Here is a 21,974-nt window from a genome sequence, read left to right on the forward strand (position 1 = left end):
GCAGATGAGCGGTGTGGCGTGACCGGCAAGCTTGATCTTGATCCGGTGTTGGTGGCGCGGGCGCGGGAGTTGGCGCGTCGGGCCGGGCAGCCGGTGGTGGACCTGGCTCGCAGCCACACCACCGTGTCGGTGGAGCGGGCGGTGCTGCGGTTGGCCGGGGTGAGCGGCGCCGACCCGGACGGCATCCCCTGGGTCAACCGGCTCGTCGACGCGGTCGTCGCGGACGTGGGGTTGGGTCACGGGGTCGCGGTGCCGGTGTTCGACGCCCTGGCCCGTGAGGGCGGCACCGATGTGACGTTGCTGGCGCAGAAGGCCGCGGCCGGGTCGGTGCGGTTCACCCAGCCGACCGGGCGGGCCGCGACGGCGGCCCGGTCGGCGGCGCGCAGGGCGGTCGGGGCGGGCATCCGGCGCATCGACCGGCGGCGCGCCGAACGGGACCGGCTCATCAAGCGGCACGGGGACCCGAAGCAGCGGCCGTGGATCTACCTGATCGTGGCGACCGGGGACATCTACGAGGACATTCCGCAGGCGCAGGCGGCGGCGCGGGCTGGCGCGGACGTGATCGCGGTGATCCGTTCGACGGGGCAGTCGTTGCTGGACTACGTGCCCGAGGGCGCGACCCGGGAGGGTTTCGCCGGCACGTACGCCACGCAGGAGAACTTCCGGTTGATGCGCGCGGCGTTGGACGAGTCGTCGAAGGAGTTGGGACGCTACGTGCGGTTGACCAACTACGCGTCGGGGCTGTGCATGCCGGAGATGGCGACCCTGGCCGGGTTGGAACGCCTCGACATGATGTTGAACGATTCGATGTACGGGATTCTGTTCCGCGACATCAACCCGGTGCGTACGTTCGTCGACCAGCGGTTCTCCCGGCAGGTCCACGCCCGCGCCGGGATCATCATCAACACCGGTGAGGACAACTATCTGACCACCGCCGACGCCGTCGACGAGGCGCACACGGTGACGGTGTCGCAGCTGCTCAACGAGTTCTTCGCGCACGAGGCGGGGTTGGCGGACTGGCAGTTGGGTCTGGGCCACGCGTTCGAGATCAACCCGGAGGTGCCGGAGTCGTTCCGGCTGGAGTTGGCGCACGCCCTGCTGGCCCGGGAGTTGTTCCCGGACGCGCCGCTGAAGTGGATGCCGCCGACGAAACACATGACCGGTGACGTGTTCCGGGGCAACCTGCTCGACGGGTTCTTCAACCTGGCCGGTGCGCTGACCGGTCAGGGGATCCTGCTGGTGGGGATGATGACCGAGGCGGTGGTGACACCGTGGTTGTCGGATCGGGACATCGCCCTGCAGAACGTGCGGTACGTGCTGGGCGCGGCCGGTGGGCTGCACGAGGACTTCGTGCCGGCGCCGGGCGGGTTCATCCGCCGCCGCGCCAACCAGGTCCTCGGTGAGGCGCTGGACCTGTTGGAACGCATCGGGGAGCAGACGTTGCTGACGGCGATCGCCGAGGGCACCTTCGGGATCATGAAGCGGCCCGCGGACCGGGGCAAGGGCCTCGACGGGGTCGCCGCGCACGAGGCCGACTACTGCAACCCAGCCACCGACATCCTGGAGGCGGCGGCGTGAGCAAGCAGATCGTGCGCCCGTACGGGGACACCACCGGTGACGGGATGGTGCAGGTGTCGTTCACCCTGCCGGTGGCGCATGACAAGCGGGCCGAGGGCGCGGCGGTGCAGTTGGCCAACAAGATGGGCATCGACCCGGCGATGGTGGTGCACGCCAAACCGATGGGTGACGGGTTCACCTTCTTCGTCGTCTACGGGCGGGTGAACCACCTGGTCGACCTCGACGCCGTGCAGGTGGTGGAGCGTGACTTCGCGTTGCTATCGGCGAAGGACGTCAACACGGTGATCAAGCAGCGGTTGCGGCGCAAGCTGTCGGTGGTCGGGGCGTGCATCGGCACCGACGCGCACACGGTGGGCATCGACGCGATCCTCAACGTCAAGGGCATCGCGGGGGAGAAGGGCCTGGAGTACTACCGGGAGTTGAAGGTCACCAACATGGGCGCGCAGGTCAGCGTGCCGGAGTTGGTGGAGACCGCCCGGGCGGAGAAGGCCGACGCGGTGTTGGTGTCGCAGGTGGTCACCCAACGCGACGCGCATCTGCACAACACCCGGGAGATGTCGGCGGCGTTCCGGGAGGCGATGCCGGCGGGGCGGCGGCCGCTGCTGATCGTCGGTGGTCCCCGCTTCGACGAGACGATGACCGACGAGTTGGGCGTGGACCGGATCTTCGGTCGGGGCACCACGCCCGGCGAGGTGGCCAGCTACCTGGTGCACGCCCTGATCACGCAACGGAAGGCGATGGCATGACCGACGCACGGCTCGGGTTGACGGTGACGCACCGGCGGTATGTGCCGTACTCGCACGCCCACTACGGCGGGAACCTGGTCGACGGGGCGTACGCGCTCGGGTTGTTCGGTGACGTCGCCACCGAGGTGTGCATCCGCACCGACGGTGACGAGGGGCTGTTCGCCGGGTACGCCGACGTGCGCTTCCACGCGCCCATCCACGCCGGGGACGTGGTGCAGGTGACCGCGCAGGTGTCGCGGGTGGGCACCCGCAGCCGCACCCTGGAGTTGAGCTGCGCGGTGGTGTGCCGGGGTCGCCCGGACCGTTCCGCGTCCGCCGCGGAGGTCCTCGACCCGCCGATCGTGGCGGTCACCGCGACCGGCACCGTGGTCGTCCCCGCCGCAGTCGGTCGCGAGGAATGAGCCAGGGTCGCGAGCCCCGCGGTCGCGGACCGGGAGAGCCCGCGACACTGGCGGTCTGCGCCGACGTCGGTTCCACGTACACGAAGGTGGCGGTGGTGGACCTGGCCGCCGGTGTCCTCGCCGGTGCGGCGTCGGCGCCGACCACTGTCGGCACCGACGTGCTGCACGGCCTGGACGCCGCGGTGGCGGCGGCCACCGCGGGGCTGCGGGTGGGTGACGTGCCGTGGTACGTGTGTTCGTCGGCCGGGGGTGGGTTGCGGCTGGCCGTGATCGGCTATGAGCCGTTGGTCACCGCGCAGGCCGGGCGGCGGGTCGGGTTGTCCGCGGGCGCGCACGTGGTGCACGTCGCGGCGGGTCGGCTCGGCGCGGCCGACCTGACGGCGGTGCGGGCGGCCCGACCCGATGTGGTGCTGCTCGTCGGTGGCACCGACGGCGGTGACGCCGACACGATCACCCACAACGCGACCCGGCTGGCCCGGGCCCGGTGGCGCCGGCCCGTGGTGTACGCGGGCAACTCCGACGTGCGCGAGCAGCTGACCGGGTTGCTGGGCGACGCCGGGGTGCCGGTCACCGCCGCCGACAACGTCCTGCCGCGCATCGGGGTGCTCGCCCCGGCGTCGGCGCGCTCGGCGATCCGCGCGGTGTTCCTGCGTCACGTCATCGGTGGTAAACGACTGTCCAGGGGCACCCGGTTCGCGCGGCTGGTGCGGGCGGCCACCCCCGACGCGGTGCTCACCGGTGTGGAGGTGCTCGCCGACACCCTCGGTGGTGATCTCGCCGTGGTCGACGTGGGTGGGGCCACCACCGACGTGTACTCGGTGCTCACGCCCGACGAGCGGGCCACCGGGCCGGGCCGGGAGGTCGCCGGCAGTCTGTGGCGGGCCCGCACCGTGGAGGGCGATCTGGGGATGCGGTGGAGCGCCCCCGGGGTGGTGCGCGCCGCCGTCGAGGAGCGGCTGCTCGCCGGGGACGAGTCCGACGACCTGGCGGCCGCCGCGGCGCGTCGGGCGGGCGACCCGGCGTTGCTGGCCGTTGACGACGTCGAGCGGGCCGTGGACCGGCGCATCGCCACCCTCGCCGCGACGGTGGCGCTGCGCCGGCACGCCCGGGGCGTGGCCACCGGTGAGCGGGCCGGGCGGGACCTGCGCGACGTGCGGCTGCTGGTGGGCTCCGGTGGGGTGTTGCGGCACGCCCCGGCGGACATGTCCGGGCAGGTGCTGTCGGCGGTCCTGGCCGATCACGCCGGCGGGTGGGCGCTGCCGCGCGCCGCCGCGGCGGTCGTCGACGCGGACTACGTGCTGGCCGCCGGAGGGCTGCTCGCCGAGGAACACCCGGCGGCCGCGAGGGCGCTGCTGCGTCACCATCTGCGTACGCAGTGAGACTCGCCGACCGACACGCCGTGTCGCAACACACGACAGGCCGGGTGCGGGTTGACAACCGACGGGGGTCGGCACGTACCGTCTTTGAGTCCTACCACGGGAAGCGGCTGTTGTTCGCTTCGTCCCTTCGTCCGCTGGCCGAGCGACATGTTTCAGCGTCATCGTCGCGGCGGCCAGGTCCAGCGGGCGGGGGTCGGCGGGGCGGCGCGAACCGGCCGCGGTTACCGGTGTACGGGCAGGGTGAGGTGCACGGCCAGTAGACAACGGCCCGGCGGGGGCAGCCAGTCCACGTCCGGTCGGTCCGAAGGTCGTCGTGCCCCATCCTCGCCACACCGGCCGGGAAGGGCCTGGGAGCATCGGGGCGCGGCGTCAGCCGCGCCCCGATTTCATCCCCCACCCTCACGCCACTCCCACGCCACCCCCACTTGCGGCGATCTTGCGGTTTCGGTCGTCGAGGTGGGCGGGAATGCCCCTTGTGTCGGCACGGAAAGCGCAAGATCGGCGAGCGGGGGGCCCGGCCGGCGGGACCATCAGGCGGGTAGCCTTCGCCGGGTGATCGAGGTGAAGCTGCGGTGACGATGCTGGACCAGGATGAAACCCGCACCCCCCGGGTGACCGGCACGCCGGTCGTCGCGGGTCGGCCGCTGCCGCTGCGGGTCGCTGTGCCCCTGGCCGTGGCCGCCGGGCTGGCCCTGCTGGTGGCGTTCCCCCCGTACGGGGTGTGGCCGCTCGCGCCCGTCGGGGTGGCGTTGCTGGCCGCCGCCGCGCACCGGCGGCGGTTGCGCGCCGGCGCCGGCCTGGGCTTCCTGACCGGTGTGGCGTTGTTCGCCCCGCTGCTGGCCTGGACGAACCTGCACACCGGTTACCTGCCGTGGGTGCTGCTGTCGTTGCTGCAGGCCGGCTACCTGGCGCTGCTGGGCGCCGCTACCGCCTGGGTGTCGCCGCTGGCCGACCGGGGCCGCTGGGCGTGGCCGGCGCTGACCGGGCTGCTCTGGGTGGGCCAGGAGGCGCTGCGCGACCGCACCCCGTTCGGTGGGTTCCCCTGGGGGCGGCTCGCGTTCAGCCAGGACGAGTCGCCGTTGCTGCGCCTGGCAGCGCTGGGCGGCGCCCCGCTGGTGACCTTCGCCGTGGCCCTCGTCGGTGGGTTGCTGGTCACCGCCGGCTGGCGCACCGTCAGCACCCTGCGCCGCACCACCCCCAACGGCACCGGCCCGAGCATCGACACGGCCGACACCGCGGACACCGACCGGCCCGACCGCCCCGCCGACAGCCACCAGCTCGACGGCCCCGCCGACACCAACCCCACCACCACCGCGCCGTCCGGCGGCGGTTCGGTGCGGCGGTGGACGCCGGTCGTCGTACCGGCGGTCGTGGCCGTCGCGCTGACCGCCGGTGCCCTGCTCGTGCCGGTCGCCTCCGCCGGGTCCGGCGCCACCGTCACCGTGGCGATCGTGCAGGGCAACGTGCCGCGGCTGGGCCTGGACTTCAACGCCCAACGGCAGGCGGTGCTCAACAACCACGTCGACGCCACCATCGAGCTGGCCGGGCGGGTCGCCGCCGGGCAGCAGCCGCACCCCGACGTGGTGGTGTGGCCGGAGAACTCCAGCGACATCGACCCGCTGCGCAACCCCACCGCCGGTGCCCGGATCTCCCAGGCCGCCGACACCATCGGCGCGCCGATCCTGGTCGGCGCGGTGCTGCTGGGCCCCGACGTCGGGCAGGTCCGCAACGCCGGCATCCTGTGGCGCCCCGGCACCGGCGCCGACATGGAGCAGCTGTACACCAAACGCCACCCGGTGCCGTTCGCCGAGTACGTGCCGCTGCGCGACGTGGCCCGGATGGTCAGCAAGCAGGTCGACCTGATCCGCAACGACTTCGTGCCCGGAAGCACCCCGGGCGTGGTACGCGCCGGCCCCGCCGTGCTCGGTGACGTGATCTGCTTCGAGGTCGCCTACGACGAGGTGGTCCGGGACACCGTCACCGGTGGCGCGCAACTGCTGGTGGTGCAGACCAACAACGCCACGTTCAACGTGGCGGAGGCCCGCCAGCAGCTGGCCATGGTGCGGTTGCGGGCGGTGGAGCACGGCCGGCCGGCGTTGATGGCCTCCACTGTCGGTGTGTCCGGGTTCGTCGCACCCGACGGGCGGGTAAGCGATGCCACCGGGTTCAACACCCGGGAGGTCGTGGTGCGGCAGGTGCGCCTCGACGACGGACGCACCCTCGCCACCCGCCTCGGTTGGTGGCCGGAGGTGACGCTCGCCGCGCTGGCCGCGGCGGCCCTGGTCGGCGCGGCGGTGCTGCGCCGACGGCGGGTCATGCCCGGATAGCAACAGCCGGTACGCCGGCGGGAGCGGAGGAACCGTGATCCAGGCGACCGATACGATCCGACGCCCGGACGAGGTGCCCGGGGTGGGCCGGGTGCTGGTGGTGATCCCCACCTACAACGAGGCCGACAACATCGCCGCGATCGTGGGCCGGGTCCGGCGCGCCGCCCCGGCGGTGCAGGTCCTCATCGCCGACGACAACAGCCCCGACGGCACCGGCGCGATCGCCGACGCCCTCGCCGACGGTGACGCGCACGTGCAGGTGCTGCACCGCCGGGGCAAGCAGGGCCTCGGCGCGGCGTACCTGGCCGGGTTCGGGTGGGCGCGTGAGCGCGGCTACCAGGCGGTCGTGGAGATGGACGCTGACGGCTCGCACGCCCCGGAGGACCTGCCGGCGTTGCTGGACGCCGCCCGCGACGCGGATGTGGTGATCGGCTCCCGGTGGACCAGCGGCGCGCGGGTGCTCAACTGGCCGCTGCGGCGGCTGCTGCTGTCGCGCTGCGGCAACCTGTACGCGCGGCTGGCGCTGGGCATGCCCGTCTCGGACGCCACCGGTGGTTACCGGGTGTACCGGACCAGCGCGTTGGACGCGATCGACCTGGAGTCGGTGACCTCGCAGGGCTATTCGTTCCAGGTGGAGCTGTCCCGGCTGGCGCACCGGGCCGGGGTGCGGATCGTGGAGGTGCCGATCACGTTCGCCGAACGGGAACACGGCGACAGCAAGATGAGCCCGAAGATCGTGGCGGAGGCGCTGTGGCGGATCACCGCCTGGGGTGTGCGGGACCGACGCCAGTCGGTACGCCGCGGCCTGCACGGCACCGCCACCGGTCAGGCGCGGTGGCCGTGAGCGCGGTCGTGTCATGCTGGATGAGCGGACCACGCCCGTGGTGTCCGCAGGAATGGCGATGAGGTGAGATGCGCCGAGGACTGAGGTTCGTACCGTTGGCCCTGTTGCTGACGGTGGTGCTGGAGCTGGCCGTGTTCATCGGCGTGGGACGGGCGCTGGGGTTCGGCGCGGCGGTGTTGCTGGTGTTCGCCGCGTCCCTGCTGGGTCTGGTGCTGCTGCGCCGCGAGGGGATGCGCGCCTGGCGGGGGTTCCGTTCCGCCGCGGCGGCCGGGCAGCCCCCCGGTGGGCAGGTGACCGACGGCCTGGTGGGGTTGGCGGGCGCGTTGTTGCTGGCGGTGCCCGGCCTGGTCAGCGGGCTGGTCGGGGTGTTGCTGCTGGTGCCGCCGGTGCGTCGGCTGGCCCGCGCCGGGGTGCGCCGCGCCACCGAGCGGCGGGTGTCGTCGATGGTCGCCGGTGACCTGTTCGGGCCCCGCACGGTGCGGGTGCGCCAGGGTGCGCCGCAACCGACACCGCAACCGGAACAGCCGGTGGTGGTCGACGGCGGTCGGGCCATCGAGGGTGAGATCGTCGAGCCCGGTCGACACTGACACCGCCCATCAGCAACGGCGACGCCCCCGGGGAAACCCCGGGGGCGTCGCCGTTGTGTGTCGTGCGGCTCAGGCGCGGCCGCGGCGGGTCCGAACCTCCTGCAGGCGCTCCTCCAGGATGTCCTCCAGCTCGGCGATCGAGCGCCGCTCCAGAAGCATGTCCCAGTGGGTACGCGGCGGCTTGGCCTTCTTCTGCTCCGGCTCGCTGCCGTCGACGAGTCGGGCGACGCTGCCGTCGAACTTGCATTCCCAGGTCGTCGGGACCTCGGCGTCGACGGCGAACGGCACCTCGAACTGGTGGCCCTTGGCGCAGAGGTACTCGCGGGTCTGACGCGGCGCGAGCTCCGTGTTGCGGTCGGATTCATAGCTCACCGCGCCAAGGCGGCTTCCGCGCAGCATACGCTCGCCCATGATCGACTTCCCCTCGTTCGTGGTGCTGGTCTTCTGGGTGTAACGGTGCGTCCCCGCCGCGCCATTCCCGCCCGAGGGCGTGAGGCGTCCACGGGTGGGCCGGGACCAAGGGTAGCCGGCCGGGACGGTCACCCGGTGAGGTGATCCCCAGGCGAGTCGCGACAACGGTGCGTGTGCGCGGCCACCGGGGAGGTTAACCGCGCAAGCTTACCGAAGGTTGCGCCACGATGCTCAAGTCGTGTCGCCGGGAGTGCCGGCGCCGAGACGGGCCAACGCCAACGCCAGGTCACTGACCTGGTCGCCGAGCTGCGCCACCCGCCGCTGGGCCAGATCCCGGTCGGCCTCGGCGGCGTCGAGCCGTACCGTCAGGGCGGTGCGGTGTCCCTCGGCGGTCGCCGCGGCCTGCCGGGCCACGCTCAGCTCGGCGGTGAGCGTGTCGCGGTGGGCGGCCACGGCGGTCAGCTCCGCGCGCAGGCGCGCGGCCAGCTCCGCGGCCTCCTGCCGGGCCTCGTCGGCCTGCCGGGCGGCGACCTCGGCGCGGTCGCGGGCCCGGTCGGCCTGCTCACGCGCCCGGGCCGCGTCGGCGGCCTCCGCCCGGGTACGCGCCGCGTCGGCGCGGGACTGCTCGATCTGACGCCGGACGTCCTGCACCTCGGCCTGCCACCGCCCGGCCCGCTCGGTCGCGTCGGCGGCGGCCCGGGTGGCCCGCTCAGCCTCGGCGCGCACCGCGTCGCGTTCCACGACGAGATCGGCGACCCGCTGCCGCTCGGCGTCGCGTTGCGCGCGCAGGTCCCGCACCTCCGCGCGGGCCTGGTCGCGGTCGCGTTCGGCCTGCACACGCAGCGCCTCGGCGGCGCTGGCCGCGTGGCGCGCCTGGTCCCGGGCGTCCTCGGCGTGTTGTGCCCGCTCGTCGGCGGCGGTGGCCTGCCGGTGCGCCAGCTCGGCGCGCTGACGGGCGGCGTCGGCGTCGGCGCGGGCGTCGCGGGCCTGCTCGCGGGCGCGCGTCGCGTCGGCCGCCGCGGCCTCGGCGTCGTCGCGGGCCTCGTCACGTTCGGCCTGCGCCGCCGCGATCTCGGTGGCGGCCTCCGCGCGGGCCTGGGCGAGCTGCCGCTGCACACCCACCGGGGACAACTCGGCGTGCAGCGACTCGGTCAACGTCTCGACGATCTGGTCGAGCCGGTCCACCGCCTCCCAGGTGCGGGCCACCTGCCCCGGCAGGCCGGGGGCGTTGCGGTGCCGCATCCGGCTGTTGCGGGAGGCGCGCTGGCAGGCGCCGTCGTTGTCGCGGCAGTAGCGAAACGGTCGGCCCGCGCCGACACGCTGCGGCACCGGCGCTCCACAGTGGGCGCAGGGACGGGTCTCGGTGGTGGCGGGCTGGGCGTCCATCGAGGGCGAAGTCTAGTGCCGGCCGGTCAGGTCGTCGTCCGGGCCGTCGCGTCCAGGGTGTAGCGGCGTTGCAGCAGCAGCGCCGCGAGCATCGCCACCGCCGGCAGCAACCCGAAGCCGTAGCGGACCGCCGCGAGCGCGGCGTCCGGCTGCACCGGTGACTCACCGGCCGTCGAGGCCACGAAACCACCCACGGCCAGGCACAACGCGTACGCGTACGGGCCCAGCGCCGCGCCGGTGGCCTCGGTTGCCGTCCACACCCCGGTGTAGGTGCCGGCCCCGGTGCCGCCGGTGTCGGAGCTGGCGGCGCGGATCACGTCGGGCAGCATCGAGAACGGCAACAGTTGCATGCCGGCGAACGCCACCCCGAGCACCGCCACCGCGGCGATCAGCACCGGCAGGCCGGCCGGTCGGCCCACCGCCAGCACCAGCGAGCCGACGGCGAACGCGCCCTGCGCGCCGAGCAGCGCCCGCTGCTTGCCGACGCGTCGCGCCACCACCAGCCAGAGCGGGGTGACCAGCAGCGCCGGCGCCACGAACGCGGCCACCAGCACCGTGGTCAGGCCGGGCGCGCGCAGCTCGTACTCGGCGTAGTAGGGCACGCCGGCGAGCACCAGGTGGGTGGTGGTGGACATCGCCAGGTACGCGGCGACCAGCCACCGGAACTGCGCATCGCGCAGCGCGACGCGCAGCGCCCGCCACCCGCCGTGCCCGGCCGGGGTCCGATCCGCGGCGGAGCCGCGCAGCCGGGCGATGCCGGCGACACCGACCAGCATGGCCACCAGCATCCCCACCGCGAGGACCACGCCCATGCGCTGGTAGCCGCCCCGGGTCGTATCCTCGCCGCCGGTCAGCAGGGGGGCCAGCAGCCCGGAGACGAGGATGCCCAGGGTCAGCACGACCATCCGGAAGGCCATCAGCCGGGTGCGTTCGTGGTAGCCGATCCGCAGGTCGGCGGGGGTGGCCAGGTAGGGGACCTGGTAGGCGGCGAAGAGCAGGTTGCCGGCGATGAAGAACACCGCCACCCACGCGGCGGCCGGCGCTCCGGTCAGGCCGCCGGGCACGGCGAAGAGCGCGGCGAACGCGACCGGCAGGGCGCAGCCGAGCAGCAGCAGGCGACGACGGTCCCCGCGCCGGGTCTGTTCCACGTCGGCGCGGTGCCCCACCCAGGGGTGCAGCAGCACGTCGGCGATCTTCGGCAGCAGCAGCGCCAGGCCGGCCAGCCACGGCCCGACCGCCAGCACGTCGGTGAGGAAGTACAGCAGCAGCAGGCCGGGCACTGTCACCCAGACACCCATGCCGAGGGAGCCGGCGGCGAAGCCCGCCAGCGGTCCGCGGGGCAGTGTCGCGTCGGTGGCGGCCGCCGGCCGCCGGTCCAGCCCGGTCATCGCCGCATCCTCTCCACAATCCAACGGTTGCTGGATTCTAGGGGCAGAATGACGGTCATGACCATGCCCCGCCGCCGCCCGGGTCGGCCCCGCCGCGACGAGACCCGGCCGACCCGCGAGGTGGTGCTCACCGCGGCGACGGCGCTCTTCGCCGAGCGGGGTTTCGACGCCGTCGGGTTGCGGGAGGTCGCCGCCGCCGCCGGGGTCGACGTCGCCACCGTCGCGCACCACACGGGTACGAAGGCGGCCCTCTACGACGCGTGCTTCGCCCGGGTGTTCGCCGCCGAGCAGGAGGTGCTGACCGCGGCCGCCGAGCAGGCCCGCGCCGCTGTCGACGCCGGTCCGGAGGCGGCGCGGCGGGCCCTGCACGAACTGGTCGACGTCTTCGTCGACTTCCTGGAGGACCGCCCCGAGACGACCGCGCTGTGGCTGCGGCGCTGGTTGGAGCCACAGCGGCACGCCGAGCTCGACGAGCGTTACGCCGAGCCGTTGTACCGGCTGGTCGCGGAGCTGCTCACCGCCGCCGCGGCGGCGGGCGCCCTGACCGAGCCGACTCCCCACATCACCGTGCGGAGCCTGGTGTGGGCCACCCACGGGCACGTGGTGGCGTTGGCCGCTGGGGCGCCCGGCGCCCGGGAACGGTGCGAGTTCCGGACGTTCGTGCACCGGATGCTCGACGGGCTGTACGGGCCACCGGCCCCTTGACGGGCCGCCGCCGCCCGACGATTATCCATCGGACGTTGGATTTATTGGGGGCGGGGCGATGGGCGCAGCACAGCGGGTGGCGGTGATCGGCGCTGGCGCCGCCGGGCTCGCCGCGGTCAAGGCACTACGTGACGCCGACGTGCCGACGGTCGGCTTCGAGGCCGCCGAGCAGGTCGGCGGCCTCTGGGTGTACGGGGCACCCGACTCACCCGCGTACCGCACGCTGCACCTCAACACCAGCCGCGGTCGTACCCAGTTCGCCGAACACCCGATGCCCACCGACTGGCCGGACTACCCCGACCACCGGCGCGTCGCCGGATACCTCGCCGACTACGCCGCCCGCTTCGGGCTGGCCGACACCATCCGGCTTCGGCACACCGTCGAGCGGGTCACCCGCAACCCCACCGGCACCTGGACGGTGGCCGCCACCGGCCCGACCGGCCCGGCCGAGGTCACCGTCGACGCGGTTGTCGTCGCCAACGGGCACAACCGGGTGCCCCGGCTGCCGGATCCCGGCTACCCCGGCGCCTGCACCGCCGAGCAGATGCACAGCCACGACTACCGGGGCCCGGAGCAGCTGGCCGGCAGGCGGGTCCTGGTCGTCGGCGGCGGGAACTCCGCGATGGACATCGCCGTGGACGCGTCGTACGCGGCGGCCCGCACCCTACTGTCGTTGCGCCGGGGCGTCTGGGTGGTGCCGAAGTACCTGCTGGGTCGCCCCTCGGACACCCTCAACGGGGCGTTGGCCCGCCGACTGCCGTGGCGGCTGCGTCAACGCGTCAGCCAGACGATGCTGAGCGCCACCGTCGGCAACCCGGCCCGCTACGGGCTGCCCGCGCCGACGCACGGCTTCCTCCAGGACCACCCGACGCTCTCCGACGGGTTGCTGTCGCGGCTGACCCACGGCGACGTCGAGGCCCGCCCCGGCGTCGCCGCCCTCGACGGCGACCGGGTGGAGTTCACCGACGGCCGCAGCGACACCGTCGACCTGATCATCTGGTGCACCGGCTACCGGGTGGACGTGCCGTTCCTCGACCCGGCGCTGCTCGCCGGCGGCGCCGACACCCTGCCGTTGTACCGGCACGTGTTCCACCCCGACGCCCCCGGACTGAGCTTCGTCGGGTTGATGCAGTCCACCGGTTCCGCGTTCCCGCTGGTCGAGGCGCAGGCCAAGCTGATCGCGGCGCACCTCGCCGGCCGGTACGCGCTGCCGGACCCGGACCGGCAGCGCGCCGTGTGCCGGGCCGAACTACGGGCCGCTACCGCCCGGTGGGGTCAGCGCCGCCCGGCGATGCGGGTGGACTTCGACGTCTACCTGGCCGAGCTGGCCCGGGAGCTGACCGCCGGGGCCCGCCGCGCCCGCTCCGGCGCGCCGTCCTCGGTGCGGGCACCCCGGTGAGCGGCCGATCGCTGGCCGGCTGGCGGGTGCTGGTCACCGGGGCGAGCGGGACGTTCGGCCGCCACCTCGGCGCGGCGCTGAGCGCGGCCGACGCCCGGGTGGTGGGGCTCGACCTGCACGCCCGCCCCGACGACGACGTGCCGGTGCTCGGCTGCGACCTGACCGACCCGGACGCCGTACCGGCGGCGGTGCGGGCCGCCGTCGACCGGCTCGGCGGGCTTGACCTGCTGATCAACAACGCCGGGGTCGGTGGTCCCGCGCCGGCCGAGTTGCCTCCCGACGAGGTGGTCCGCCGGCAACTGGAGGTCAACCTGCTGGCCGCCTGGCGCACCACCGCCGCCGCGCTGCCCGCACTGCTCACCACCCGCGGACGGGTGATCTTCGTGGCCAGCCGGATGGCGGTGCTGCCGCTGCCGCTCGCCGCCGCGTACGGGGTGAGCAAACGGGCACTGGTCGCCTACGCCGACGCGCTGCGCCACGAGGTGGGCACCCACGTCGGGGTGAGCGTCGTCTACCCGAGCATGGTCGCCTCACCGATTCACGACAGCACCGCCGAGGCCGGGCTGTCCCTGCGGGGGGTGTCCCGCCCCGAGCCCGTCGAAGGGGTGGTCGCGGCGATCCTGCGGACCGCCACCGCCCGGCGGGCGCCCCGGGACGTGGCGACCACCGCCCGTGGCCGGCTGGAGATGGCCGTCGGCCGGCACGCGCCCGCGCTGGCCGACCGGTTGGTGCGTCGTACCCTCGCCGCCCGGCTCGCCGCCGGTGACCTGGACGCCGCGCCGCTGGCCGCCGGGATGGTCGACCGGCACCGCGGGGCCGCCCGGAGGTCGCCGGAAACCGGCGGCAGGTAGCCGAGGCGGGCAGCGGTTCGCGCGTGACAGTGCCGGCGCGATCAGAAATGATCCACCAGGTCGTCAGCTCTGTTGGCCACTCGCACCGTTGGAAGGATGCTGACATGACCGACGCCACCCGGTTGGACGCCGACGAGACCACGTTCATCGCGGCGGTCCGCGCGGGAGATGCCGCGCGGTTCGCGCTCCTGACCGAGCGCCACCGGCGTGAGCTGCAGGTGCACTGCTACCGGATGCTCGCGAACTACGAGGACGCCCAGGACATGACGCAGGAGACGTTCCTGCGCGCGTGGCACAAGCGGGAGTCCTTCCGGGGCCACGCGGCAGTACGGACCTGGCTGTACCGGATCGCGACGAACGCCTGCCTCGACTTCCTGAAGAAGCCCACCAACCGCGCACCCGCACCGTCCGCGCTGCCGGACGCCGACTCCGAGGTGATGTACCTGCAGCCGTACCCCGACCAGATGCTCCCCGAGGACCCGCAGGAGTCGGTGGTGGCGCGGGAGACGATCGAGCTGGCGTTCATCGTCGCCGTGCAGCACCTACCACCGCGCCAGCGGGCGGTGTTCATCCTGCGCGACGTGCTCGGCTGGCCGGCGTCGACGGCCGCCGACGCCCTGGAGCTGACCGTCGCGTCGGTGACCAGCGCACTGCAGCGGGCCCGCGTGACGATGCGCGAGCAGCTGCCCGACCGCCGCCTCGACTGGCGCAGCCCCGCCACCCACGAGCTGTCGAGCGACGAGCGCGGCGCGGTGAGGTCGTACATCCGCGCGCATGAGCGCAACGACCTCGACGGGCTGATGTCCCTGCTGCGCGACGACCTGCGCTTCGCGATGCTGCCCGACCCGGGCACCGTGACCACGACGGCCGGGGACGCGGTGGACGGCTGGATCTCCGGTGGGCTCTTCCAGCGCGGGCACGACGACTGGCGCGGTATCACCACGACGGTCAACCGCATGCCAGCCGCCGCGCTCTACCTCCGCGCCCCCGGCGACTCGCAGTACCGGCTGTTCGCCATCGCCGTCCTGCACATCGTCGACGGGAAGATCGCCGAGCTCACCGGCTTCGACGCCACCGACAAGCCGTGGCTGGACCTGGCACCGACACTGTGATCACAGATCCACGCACGGGCCGGGGCAGGTGACCGTTGCTATCGCCTCGTCTCGTACCGGGCCAGCGCCACACCGCCCGGGAACGTCCGCGTCTCCACCAGGTTCAGGTTCACCCAGCTGTCGAGTGCGCTGAAGAGCGGCTTGCCGCCGCCCAGCAGCACCGGGTGGGTCACAACCTCGAATTCGTCGACCAACCCGGCCCGCATCACCGCGCCAGCGAGCGTCACGCCACCAACCCTCATCGGCCCGCCGTCCTCGGCCTTGAGCCGGGTGATCTCGGCGACCGCGTCGCCGGTGACCAGCCGGGTGTTCCAGTCGACCTTGTCGATCGTCGAGGAGAACACCACCTTCGGCGTGTCCCGCCAGTTCCGCGCGAACTCGACCTGCGCCGGGGTGGCACCCGGCTGCTGGTCGCCGGTCGGCCAGTAGGAACTCATCATCTCCCACAGCTTGCGCCCGTACAGGAACAGCGCGATCGCCCGTTCGCGGTCGAGCCACCACTGGAACAGCTCGTCGGTCGGCCCGCTCCAACTGATGTCGTCGCCCGGCGCGGCGACGTAACCGTCCAGTGTCGCGTTCATGCCGAAGATCAGTTTCCGCATCGTGTCAGCCTCTCGTCAGTCGATCTCACCCGTACCGACGAGCGCGACGCGGAAACCTCATCGGTGCGTCGCACTGGCGAGCGGCGCACCCGTGGCCCGCTCTGCCGGACGGCCACCCGACCGGGGCGGTGGGCGGCCGGGTCAGGGCGTGGCCACGGCCGCGCGTGAGCGGTCCGCGGCGATGCGGATCGCCAGCGCGGCCAGGGCGGTGCCGGTCACCCAGCGCTGCACCCGTAGCCACACCGGCCGGCGGGCGAAGAACCCCGCGAGGGCGCCGGCGCTGAGCACGATCAGCGCGTTCACGCTCAACGCCACGGCGATCTGGGTCAGACCGAGCAGCAGGCTCTGCGTGGCGAGGTGCCCCCGGGTCGGGTCGATGAACTGGGGCAGCAGCGACACGTACAGGATGGCGATCTTCGGGTTGAGCAGGTTGGTGACCAGGCCCATGGTGAACAGCCGCCGGGGCGGGTCCGGTGGCAGCGGTGCGGGGGCGAACGGTGAACCGCCGCCCGGACGCAGCGTCCGCCAGGCCAGCCAGAGCAGGTAGCCGGCGCCGGCGAGCTTCACCACCGCGTACAGCGTCGGCACCAGGACGAAGACGGTGGCCAGGCCGGCGACCGCCGCCGCCAGGTAGACGCCGAAGCCGGCGGCCACCCCGAGCAGCGAGACCAGCCCGGCCCGGCGGCCCTGCGCCACCGAGCGGGACACCAGGTAGACCATGTTCGGGCCGGGGGTGAGCACCAGCCCCAACGCCACCAGCGCGATACCCAGCAGTGCGCCCGCACCGACCACGACGATTCCCCCGTTCGGTAGACCCCCACACTGACCGTAATCGGGACGAACATCCCGGCCCAGAGCCACCTGACGAGCCGTGGCCTGAGATCCGGGGTGATCCACTCGCGTTTGCCGGCACCGGGCGGCCACGGCGGGAATGCCCACCGTCACGGGCGCGCTGATCAGTGGCACATGCGTGCCGCGCACCGGAAGCGGCGCGTTACGGTGGCCAGGGGAGGTGCCGCAGGGTGACCGAGGCGTGGGAAGCGTCAGTCGAGGCGAAGATCCAGGATGCCATTCAGCGCGGCGAGTTCGACGACCTGCCCGGCACGGGCAAGCCGATCCCCGGTCGTGGGGCGCCGTACGACGAGGCGTGGTGGATCAAGAGCTTCCTGGAGCGCGAGGCACTCCCCAGTGACCTGCTGCTGCCCACGTCGCTGCAACTGCGCCGCCGTATCGAGCAGGTCCCCGACGAGGTCCGTGACCTGCCCACCGAGCAGTCCGTCCGGGACTTCGTCGGGCAGCTGAACGTGCAGATCGTGGCGTGGCTGCGCTTCCCCGACGACGGGCCCCGGATCGCGGTGCGCCCGGTCAACACCGAGGACGTCATCCGCCGTTGGCGCGCCGAACGGGCCCGCCCCGAGGTCACCGTCACCGTCACCGAAGCGGTGACCGCCGTGAGACCGTCGCGCCGGGGCTGGTGGCAGCGGTGGCGCCGTCGGGGCTGACCCCACGGCCACGGACACGGCAGAATGTGCCGATGCTCATCGGATCATCACCGGCATCCGGCCCACCCTCGACACCGGGTGTCACCCTGCGTCAGTGGTGCGCCGACGACCTCGATGACCTGGTGGACGCGTACCGGGACCCGGTCCTGCGGCACTGGACCAGTCATCCGGTGACCAACGCCGCCGAGGCCCGGCGGTGGTTGGAGGGCACCCTGCGCGACCAGGCCGACGGCCGCCGGTACACCTTCGCCGTCGTCGAAGAGCAGGCCGACGGCGCGCGGCTGGTCGGCAACGTGGTGCTCAAGGGGATCACCCCGCAGCGCCCGGCGCCGGAGGTGGGCTACTGGACGGCGTCGTGGGCACGCGGTCGTGGGGTCGCGCCCCGCGCGGTGATCGCGCTGAGCCGCTGGGCGTTCGACCGGTTCCCCGAGGTGACGCGTCTCGACCTGCTGCACCAGGTGGACAACGTGGCGTCCTGCCGGGTGGCGCAGAAGTGCGGCTTCGTGTTCCAGGAGGTGCTGCCAGCCCGGCCGCCCTTCCCGCTCGACGGTCACCGGCACGCCCTGCACGCCTAGCCGTCAGTCCACCCTGGCCCGCCAGACCCAGGAGGTGCGCCGGGTCCGGCCGGGCAACTCACCCCGGCCGGTCATCCACAGCAGCACCTCGGGTGCCGCACCGGCCGGGGCGTCCGGGAAGAGTCGCCGCAGCACCAGCGCGCTCAGTCGCTGCGGTGGCTGCCACGGCACACCGAGGCCGAGGGTGATGTCGTGGGTGTGCAGCACGGTCTCGGCCACGCCCATGGCGGCGAAACCGGCCGGGTCGCACGGGCCCCAATGCCAGGCCCGCGTGTCCCGGCCCGCGGCGTCGACGGCGGTGGCGAGCAGACCGGCGCAGGCTCGCACCACGGTGAGCACCTGCGTCGGGCTCGCGTCGGGGGAGACCCGCAGGTCGTACGGCAGATAGCCGTCATCCGGGCGGCCGGCGACCTGGCCCGCGTACCCGATGAGGTCGTGCGCGACGTGCGCCGCGGTGGTCCAGCAGCTCCAGCTCAGCGAGCCGGCCGGCACCGACCAGTCGCGTTCGCGGTGTGGCTCCAGCACCCGGGTCATCTCCTCGGCCGCCTCGTGCAGGTCGGCACCGGTCACCACTGACACTGAGCAACCCCCTGGGACGCACCGCGTGTGGGAATCCCGTCATGGGCACCACGGATCGAAGCATGCAAGAATCCATCCTCGCATGCGGGGGAGGCGAGCAGAGTGTTGCCCAACCTGGTGGTCGACACGACGGTGTTACCGCCGGCGGACCGGTTCGAGTTCTGGTACGCACTGATCGCTCAGGAGATGGCGCCTGCGCACATCAGCAGCGGTCACCTGGACAACTTCGTGGCCTACGCCCAGGCCATCGATCTCGGCCGCGTTCGGATGGCCTCGCTGCGGTACCCGTCGCTGGACTCGGTCCGGTCCGCGAAGCTGGTCCGCAGAACGGAGGGGGACGTGTACCAGCTCGCGCTCCCACTCACCGGCCGCAGCATGCTGATCCAGGACCGCACCGAGTCCCCGTTGGAAGCCGGAAACCACTTCACGCTCCTGGACACCGCGCGGCCGCACGTCGCCCGGCACAGCGCTGACGGCCCCGGCCTCGCCCACACGATCACCGTGCAGATACCGCACCCGTCGCTACCAGTGGCGCCGGACCGGATCCGCCGGCTGCTGGCCACGCCGCTGCCGTCGCACGTCGGCGTCGGCGGGCTGTTGGTCCACCACCTGCGCAGCATCGCCGCGCACCCCGAGCAGTACCAGCCCGCCCAGGCCGAGGTGCTGGGCAGCGTGGCGCTGGACCTGCTCGCCGCCGCGTTCGCCCAGTACCTCGACATCGAGGACACCCTGTCGCCGGAGGCCCGGCAAACCACGTTGCGGGCTCGCGTCGTCGATTTCATCGACCGCCACCTGGACAGCGACGAGCTCAGCCCGCGCAGCGTCGCCGCCGTCCACCACATCTCGCTGCGATCGCTGCACCGCCTGTTCGAAGGGGACTCGACGACAGTCGCCGAACTCATCCGCGCCAAACGCCTGGAGCAGTGCCGGCGTGATCTCGCCAACCCGCTGGTACGGCAACCGATCCAGGCCATCGCCGCCCGTTGGGGATTCCGCGACAAGGCCCACTTCAGTCGCCTCTTCCGGGCCCGCTACGGACGTTCACCGCAGGCCTACCGGACGACCGTCGCGCACCAGGGTCGGTGACCGGTCACCGTCGCCGGTGGTCGGTCGGATCATCCTCGACGAAGTCACGGACGGCGACGCGGATGCTCTCGCCGTACGGGTCGTCCGGTAGGAGTACCAGGTGTTCCCGGGCTCGGGCGAGGTGCTCCCGAGCCGCAGCGACGTTACCCAGCCGCCGGTGACAGTCGGCCAGGTTGAGGTGCAGCGACGGCAGGAACGCCTGAACCTGCAGTGAGGACAGGTATCGCTGGGCGCGTTCGTCGGTCAGCTCGGACACCGCGGCCAGGGCACGTTCGTCCCAGCTCAGCTCCGCCTCGGTGCTGTCCTGCAGGTCGGCGAGGTGATGCGCCAGGGTGCAGCGGTGCAGGGCGTCCCCGGTCGGGCCGATGTCGTCCCACAGCGCCGTGAGCAGCGCACGGGCCTCGGCGGGCGCGCCACCATGGCCGAGGTGCACGGCCTCGATGATGCGGGTCATGGTCGGATCGGCGGTCGGTTGCTCGGTCATGTCGCCGATGGTCGAGCCTCAACCACGTCGAGGGTCAACCTCCGCCGACCCGGCCCGTCAACGCTGGGCGACGATGGCCTCCAGTGCTGCGCGAGCGGATGTCGGACGGCGACCGATGAGGGTCTCCAGCGTCGGATCGGTGACGGCGAACTCGCCGCGACGCGCCGCGCGGTACATGCCGAGGGTGAAGTCGGCGGCCGGCGGGGGCATGCCACCTGCGATGGCGGCCGAGCGCCACTGGTCGTCGGTGACGACCACCCGGGTGACGGTGCGGCCCGTGATGTCGCTCAGGATGGCGGCCACCGCCTCGAGGTCGAGCGCCTGCGCAGCGGTCAGCGCCGGCGTGATGCCGTCGAGCAGGCCCTCCTCGGCCAGGGCGATGGCCGCGGCTTCGGCCAGGTCGGCGTGCGCGGTCCAGGACACCGGGCCGTCCGCCGGCGCCACGAGTTGACCGGTCTCCAACGCCGCCCCGATGCAGAGGCTGAGCGTGCTCGCGTAGAACCCGTTGCGCAGGGCGGTGAAGGGAACCCCCAGCCCGGCCAGGTGCTCCTCGGTCGCGGCGTGGGTGGGCTGGGGGGCGAACAGCGAGTCCCGGGAGGCGGCCTGGTGGCTGGTGTAGAGGATTCGTTTGGCTCCCGCGGCGTGGGCGGCGTCGATGGCGGCGCGGTTCGCGGCGACCGCGGCGGCCCCACGGATGGCGGCGGACACGACGAGCACCTTGTCGGCGCCCTCGAAGGCGTGCTCCAGCGTGGCCGGGTCGGTGAAGTCGCCGGCGCGCACCCGCACGCCCCGCTCGGCGAGGCCCACGGCCCGGTCGACGTCGCGCACGCTCACGCCCACCGCCTCGGCTGGTAACCGGTCGAGCAGCCGGTCGACGATCTGGGACCCGAGCTGACCAGTGGCACCGGTGACGACGAACATGTTGCACACTCCCTTGATATCGGCGTTACGGCTGAGACGTTAGCAGCGATAATCCGTGGTTAACAAGTCGCTGTTAGCATTGATTCATGGTGACGACGCAGGACATGGCATCCCGCGACGACGTCCGCGCGGGCATCGTCGCGGCAGCAACCGAACTGCTGCGCGAGAAGGGCGCCAACGCGGTGACGACGCGCGCCGTCGCCCAGGCCGCAGGTGTGCAGGCGCCGACCATCTACCGCCTGTTCGGTGACAAGGACGGCCTCATCGACGCCGTCGCCGAGCACGTCATGGCCAGCTACGTCAGCGGCAAATCGGTCGCCGCGCACGCCGCGACGGGTGACCCGGTCGCGGAGCTGCGCACCGGGTGGCGCACGCACGTGGAGTTCGGCCTGACAAACCCCGAGCTGTACGCCCTGATGGCCGCCCGGGGGAGCGGCGCACCCTCACCGGCGACCGTCGCGGGCCTCGACGTGCTCCGTCGTCGCGTCCGGCGACTCGCCGCAGCCGGTCTGCTGCGGGTCGACGAACAACGCGCACTCATGATGATCCACTCAGCGGGCCACGGAACCATCCTCGCGCTACTCGGAACGCCCCCCGAGCAGCGCGACCCCGGCCTGAGCGAGGCCATGCTCGACGCCGTGCTCACCAGCATCCTGTCGACAACCCCGGCGACACCCGACACGACCACGAACACGGTCGCGGTGACCTTCGCGACGGTGCTGCCCCACCTGCCGGGGCTCACCGACGCCGAACGCGCACTGATGGCCGAGTGGCTCCACCGATCGCTGACCCACTCGACGTCGTGACCACCCCCGGCGGCGGAAAAGAGCTCGACGCGACCTGGCCGGGGGAGATAGCGTGCCGCTGACCGCGACACCACCCGAGGAGGTGAGACCCATGAACGTTCAAGCGATGTGGGTGCTCCCCCTTGCCGTCACGGTCGGGCGACTGACATAGGTGTCGCCGGGAGCGCCCCGCCAACACGGCACTCCCGAGAGGCGACACCTGTGCACCCTGCGCATTTCACCGCCGAAAACCCGTCGACCGCCCCCGTCGAGCCCGACTCCGTCGTCGGCGGCCGCCCGTCATCTCCGACCCGCAGCACCGATTA

23 protein-coding genes are annotated in these 21,974 nt (G+C 73.1%); 15 read left to right on the top strand and 8 right to left on the bottom strand.

Features of this window, described 5'->3' with window-relative positions; genetic code table 11:
• Nucleotides 1–18: 18 nt before the first annotated feature.
• The 7 genes from kamD to ACX27O_RS09495 all read left to right on the top strand — a co-directional run bounded on the left by kamD (nt 19) and on the right by ACX27O_RS09495 (nt 7,862).
• On the top strand, nt 19–1,578 hold the full coding sequence (kamD, locus tag ACX27O_RS09465) for a lysine 5,6-aminomutase subunit alpha (protein ID WP_458939276.1): 1,560 nt from the start codon (nt 19–21) through the stop codon (nt 1,576–1,578).
• The gene (kamE, locus tag ACX27O_RS09470; RefSeq protein WP_030327600.1) at nt 1,575–2,324 is read left to right on the top strand and encodes a lysine 5,6-aminomutase subunit beta; all 750 of its coding nucleotides are present in this window, start codon (nt 1,575–1,577) and stop codon (nt 2,322–2,324) included. The genes kamD and kamE overlap by 4 nt, the downstream gene beginning before the upstream one ends.
• Nucleotides 2,321–2,725 carry a 3-aminobutyryl-CoA ammonia lyase gene (kal, locus tag ACX27O_RS09475; RefSeq protein WP_030327602.1) on the top strand — a complete coding sequence of 135 codons (405 nt, stop codon included), beginning with the start codon at nt 2,321–2,323 and terminating at the stop codon, nt 2,723–2,725. The genes kamE and kal overlap by 4 nt, the downstream gene beginning before the upstream one ends.
• The gene (locus tag ACX27O_RS09480; RefSeq protein ID WP_458939277.1) at nt 2,722–4,104 is read left to right on the top strand and encodes a glutamate mutase L; all 1,383 of its coding nucleotides are present in this window, start codon (nt 2,722–2,724) and stop codon (nt 4,102–4,104) included. Before kal ends, ACX27O_RS09480 begins: the two co-directional genes overlap by 4 nt.
• A 578-nt stretch (nt 4,105–4,682) precedes the next feature.
• A complete protein-coding gene (gene lnt, locus ACX27O_RS09485) occupies nt 4,683–6,431 on the top strand; it encodes an apolipoprotein N-acyltransferase (protein WP_458939465.1) in 1,749 nt (582 codons plus the stop codon).
• 34 nt (nt 6,432–6,465) lie between these two features.
• Nucleotides 6,466–7,275, top strand: a complete 810-nt coding sequence (locus tag ACX27O_RS09490; protein ID WP_458939278.1) for a polyprenol monophosphomannose synthase — start codon at nt 6,466–6,468, stop codon at nt 7,273–7,275.
• Nucleotides 7,276–7,343: 68 nt separating this feature from the next.
• A complete protein-coding gene (locus ACX27O_RS09495; RefSeq protein WP_458939279.1) occupies nt 7,344–7,862 on the top strand; it encodes an FxsA family protein in 519 nt (172 codons plus the stop codon).
• A gap of 69 nt (nt 7,863–7,931) precedes the next feature.
• On the opposite strand, the gene ACX27O_RS09500 is transcribed toward ACX27O_RS09495, so the two are convergent.
• The 3 genes from ACX27O_RS09500 to ACX27O_RS09510 form a co-directional block, all read right to left on the bottom strand.
• Nucleotides 7,932–8,273, bottom strand: a complete 342-nt coding sequence (locus ACX27O_RS09500) for an RNA polymerase-binding protein RbpA (RefSeq protein WP_030327608.1) — start codon at nt 8,271–8,273, stop codon at nt 7,932–7,934.
• A 231-nt stretch (nt 8,274–8,504) separates the two neighbouring features.
• Entirely contained in the window at nt 8,505–9,659 is a 1,155-nt protein-coding gene (locus ACX27O_RS09505; protein ID WP_030327609.1) for a coiled-coil domain-containing protein, read from the bottom strand.
• Between the two features lie 26 nt (nt 9,660–9,685).
• Entirely contained in the window at nt 9,686–11,047 is a 1,362-nt protein-coding gene (locus ACX27O_RS09510) for an MFS transporter (RefSeq protein ID WP_458939280.1), read from the bottom strand.
• 57 nt (nt 11,048–11,104) lie between these two features.
• Here ACX27O_RS09510 and ACX27O_RS09515 point away from each other — a divergent pair, with 57 nt between their 5' ends.
• The 4 genes from ACX27O_RS09515 (at nt 11,105) to ACX27O_RS09530 (ending at nt 15,114) form a co-directional block, all read left to right on the top strand.
• On the top strand, nt 11,105–11,752 hold the full coding sequence (locus tag ACX27O_RS09515; RefSeq protein WP_458939281.1) for a TetR/AcrR family transcriptional regulator: 648 nt from the start codon (nt 11,105–11,107) through the stop codon (nt 11,750–11,752).
• Nucleotides 11,753–11,810: 58 nt separating this feature from the next.
• Complete coding sequence (locus tag ACX27O_RS09520; RefSeq protein WP_458939282.1) at nt 11,811–13,151, top strand: flavin-containing monooxygenase; 1,341 nt, start codon at nt 11,811–11,813, stop codon at nt 13,149–13,151.
• A complete protein-coding gene (locus ACX27O_RS09525) occupies nt 13,148–14,002 on the top strand; it encodes an SDR family NAD(P)-dependent oxidoreductase (protein ID WP_458939283.1) in 855 nt (284 codons plus the stop codon). Before ACX27O_RS09520 ends, ACX27O_RS09525 begins: the two co-directional genes overlap by 4 nt.
• A gap of 104 nt (nt 14,003–14,106) precedes the next feature.
• Nucleotides 14,107–15,114: an RNA polymerase subunit sigma-70 gene (locus ACX27O_RS09530; RefSeq protein ID WP_458939284.1), complete on the top strand. Its 1,008-nt coding sequence runs from the start codon at nt 14,107–14,109 to the stop codon at nt 15,112–15,114.
• A 38-nt stretch (nt 15,115–15,152) separates the two neighbouring features.
• On the opposite strand, the gene ACX27O_RS09535 is transcribed toward ACX27O_RS09530, so the two are convergent.
• Both ACX27O_RS09535 and ACX27O_RS09540 read right to left on the bottom strand, forming a co-directional pair.
• The gene (locus tag ACX27O_RS09535; protein WP_030327615.1) at nt 15,153–15,716 is read right to left on the bottom strand and encodes a dihydrofolate reductase family protein; all 564 of its coding nucleotides are present in this window, start codon (nt 15,714–15,716) and stop codon (nt 15,153–15,155) included.
• A gap of 141 nt (nt 15,717–15,857) precedes the next feature.
• Nucleotides 15,858–16,508 carry a LysE family translocator gene (locus ACX27O_RS09540; RefSeq protein ID WP_210860579.1) on the bottom strand — a complete coding sequence of 217 codons (651 nt, stop codon included), beginning with the start codon at nt 16,506–16,508 and terminating at the stop codon, nt 15,858–15,860.
• A gap of 230 nt (nt 16,509–16,738) precedes the next feature.
• Here ACX27O_RS09540 and ACX27O_RS09545 point away from each other — a divergent pair, with 230 nt between their 5' ends.
• Both ACX27O_RS09545 and ACX27O_RS09550 read left to right on the top strand, forming a co-directional pair.
• Nucleotides 16,739–17,218: a DnaJ family domain-containing protein gene (locus ACX27O_RS09545; protein ID WP_458939285.1), complete on the top strand. Its 480-nt coding sequence runs from the start codon at nt 16,739–16,741 to the stop codon at nt 17,216–17,218.
• A 32-nt stretch (nt 17,219–17,250) separates the two neighbouring features.
• Nucleotides 17,251–17,793, top strand: a complete 543-nt coding sequence (locus ACX27O_RS09550; RefSeq protein ID WP_458939286.1) for a GNAT family N-acetyltransferase — start codon at nt 17,251–17,253, stop codon at nt 17,791–17,793.
• A gap of 3 nt (nt 17,794–17,796) precedes the next feature.
• On the opposite strand, the gene ACX27O_RS09555 is transcribed toward ACX27O_RS09550, so the two are convergent.
• The gene (locus tag ACX27O_RS09555; protein ID WP_030327621.1) at nt 17,797–18,372 is read right to left on the bottom strand and encodes a maleylpyruvate isomerase N-terminal domain-containing protein; all 576 of its coding nucleotides are present in this window, start codon (nt 18,370–18,372) and stop codon (nt 17,797–17,799) included.
• Nucleotides 18,373–18,474: 102 nt separating this feature from the next.
• Between ACX27O_RS09555 and ACX27O_RS09560 the strand changes: the two genes are divergently transcribed.
• Nucleotides 18,475–19,458 (top strand): AraC-like ligand-binding domain-containing protein, encoded by a 984-nt coding sequence (locus ACX27O_RS09560; RefSeq protein ID WP_458939287.1) that lies wholly within the window; start codon nt 18,475–18,477, stop codon nt 19,456–19,458.
• Between the two features lie 4 nt (nt 19,459–19,462).
• Here ACX27O_RS09560 and ACX27O_RS09565 read toward each other — a convergent pair whose 3' ends face one another.
• Nucleotides 19,463–19,942 carry a hypothetical protein gene (locus ACX27O_RS09565; RefSeq protein WP_458939288.1) on the bottom strand — a complete coding sequence of 160 codons (480 nt, stop codon included), beginning with the start codon at nt 19,940–19,942 and terminating at the stop codon, nt 19,463–19,465.
• 57 nt (nt 19,943–19,999) lie between these two features.
• Entirely contained in the window at nt 20,000–20,863 is an 864-nt protein-coding gene (locus ACX27O_RS09570) for an NmrA family NAD(P)-binding protein (protein WP_458939289.1), read from the bottom strand.
• Nucleotides 20,864–20,949: 86 nt separating this feature from the next.
• On the opposite strand from ACX27O_RS09570, the gene ACX27O_RS09575 reads away from it, so the two are divergent.
• Complete coding sequence (locus tag ACX27O_RS09575; protein WP_458939290.1) at nt 20,950–21,669, top strand: TetR/AcrR family transcriptional regulator; 720 nt, start codon at nt 20,950–20,952, stop codon at nt 21,667–21,669.
• Nucleotides 21,670–21,974 lie beyond the last annotated feature (305 nt).

This window comes from Micromonospora sp. SD19, assembly GCF_054462275.1.

Coding starts and splice junctions, on each gene's coding strand:
- ACX27O_RS09480 (WP_458939277.1), top strand. CDS start 2,722: ATGAGCCAGGGTCGCGAGCCCCGCGGTCGCGGACCGGGAGAGCCCGCG.
- ACX27O_RS09520 (WP_458939282.1), top strand. CDS start 11,811: ATGGGCGCAGCACAGCGGGTGGCGGTGATCGGCGCTGGCGCCGCCGGG.
- ACX27O_RS09495 (WP_458939279.1), top strand. CDS start 7,344: ATGCGCCGAGGACTGAGGTTCGTACCGTTGGCCCTGTTGCTGACGGTG.
- ACX27O_RS09500 (WP_030327608.1), bottom strand. CDS start 8,273: ATGGGCGAGCGTATGCTGCGCGGAAGCCGCCTTGGCGCGGTGAGCTAT.
- ACX27O_RS09550 (WP_458939286.1), top strand. CDS start 17,251: ATGCTCATCGGATCATCACCGGCATCCGGCCCACCCTCGACACCGGGT.
- ACX27O_RS09530 (WP_458939284.1), top strand. CDS start 14,107: ATGACCGACGCCACCCGGTTGGACGCCGACGAGACCACGTTCATCGCG.
- ACX27O_RS09570 (WP_458939289.1), bottom strand. CDS start 20,863: ATGTTCGTCGTCACCGGTGCCACTGGTCAGCTCGGGTCCCAGATCGTC.
- ACX27O_RS09535 (WP_030327615.1), bottom strand. CDS start 15,716: ATGCGGAAACTGATCTTCGGCATGAACGCGACACTGGACGGTTACGTC.
- ACX27O_RS09575 (WP_458939290.1), top strand. CDS start 20,950: ATGGTGACGACGCAGGACATGGCATCCCGCGACGACGTCCGCGCGGGC.
- ACX27O_RS09505 (WP_030327609.1), bottom strand. CDS start 9,659: ATGGACGCCCAGCCCGCCACCACCGAGACCCGTCCCTGCGCCCACTGT.
- lnt (WP_458939465.1), top strand. CDS start 4,683: ATGCTGGACCAGGATGAAACCCGCACCCCCCGGGTGACCGGCACGCCG.
- ACX27O_RS09510 (WP_458939280.1), bottom strand. CDS start 11,047: ATGACCGGGCTGGACCGGCGGCCGGCGGCCGCCACCGACGCGACACTG.
- kal (WP_030327602.1), top strand. CDS start 2,321: ATGACCGACGCACGGCTCGGGTTGACGGTGACGCACCGGCGGTATGTG.
- ACX27O_RS09565 (WP_458939288.1), bottom strand. CDS start 19,942: ATGACCGAGCAACCGACCGCCGATCCGACCATGACCCGCATCATCGAG.
- ACX27O_RS09515 (WP_458939281.1), top strand. CDS start 11,105: ATGACCATGCCCCGCCGCCGCCCGGGTCGGCCCCGCCGCGACGAGACC.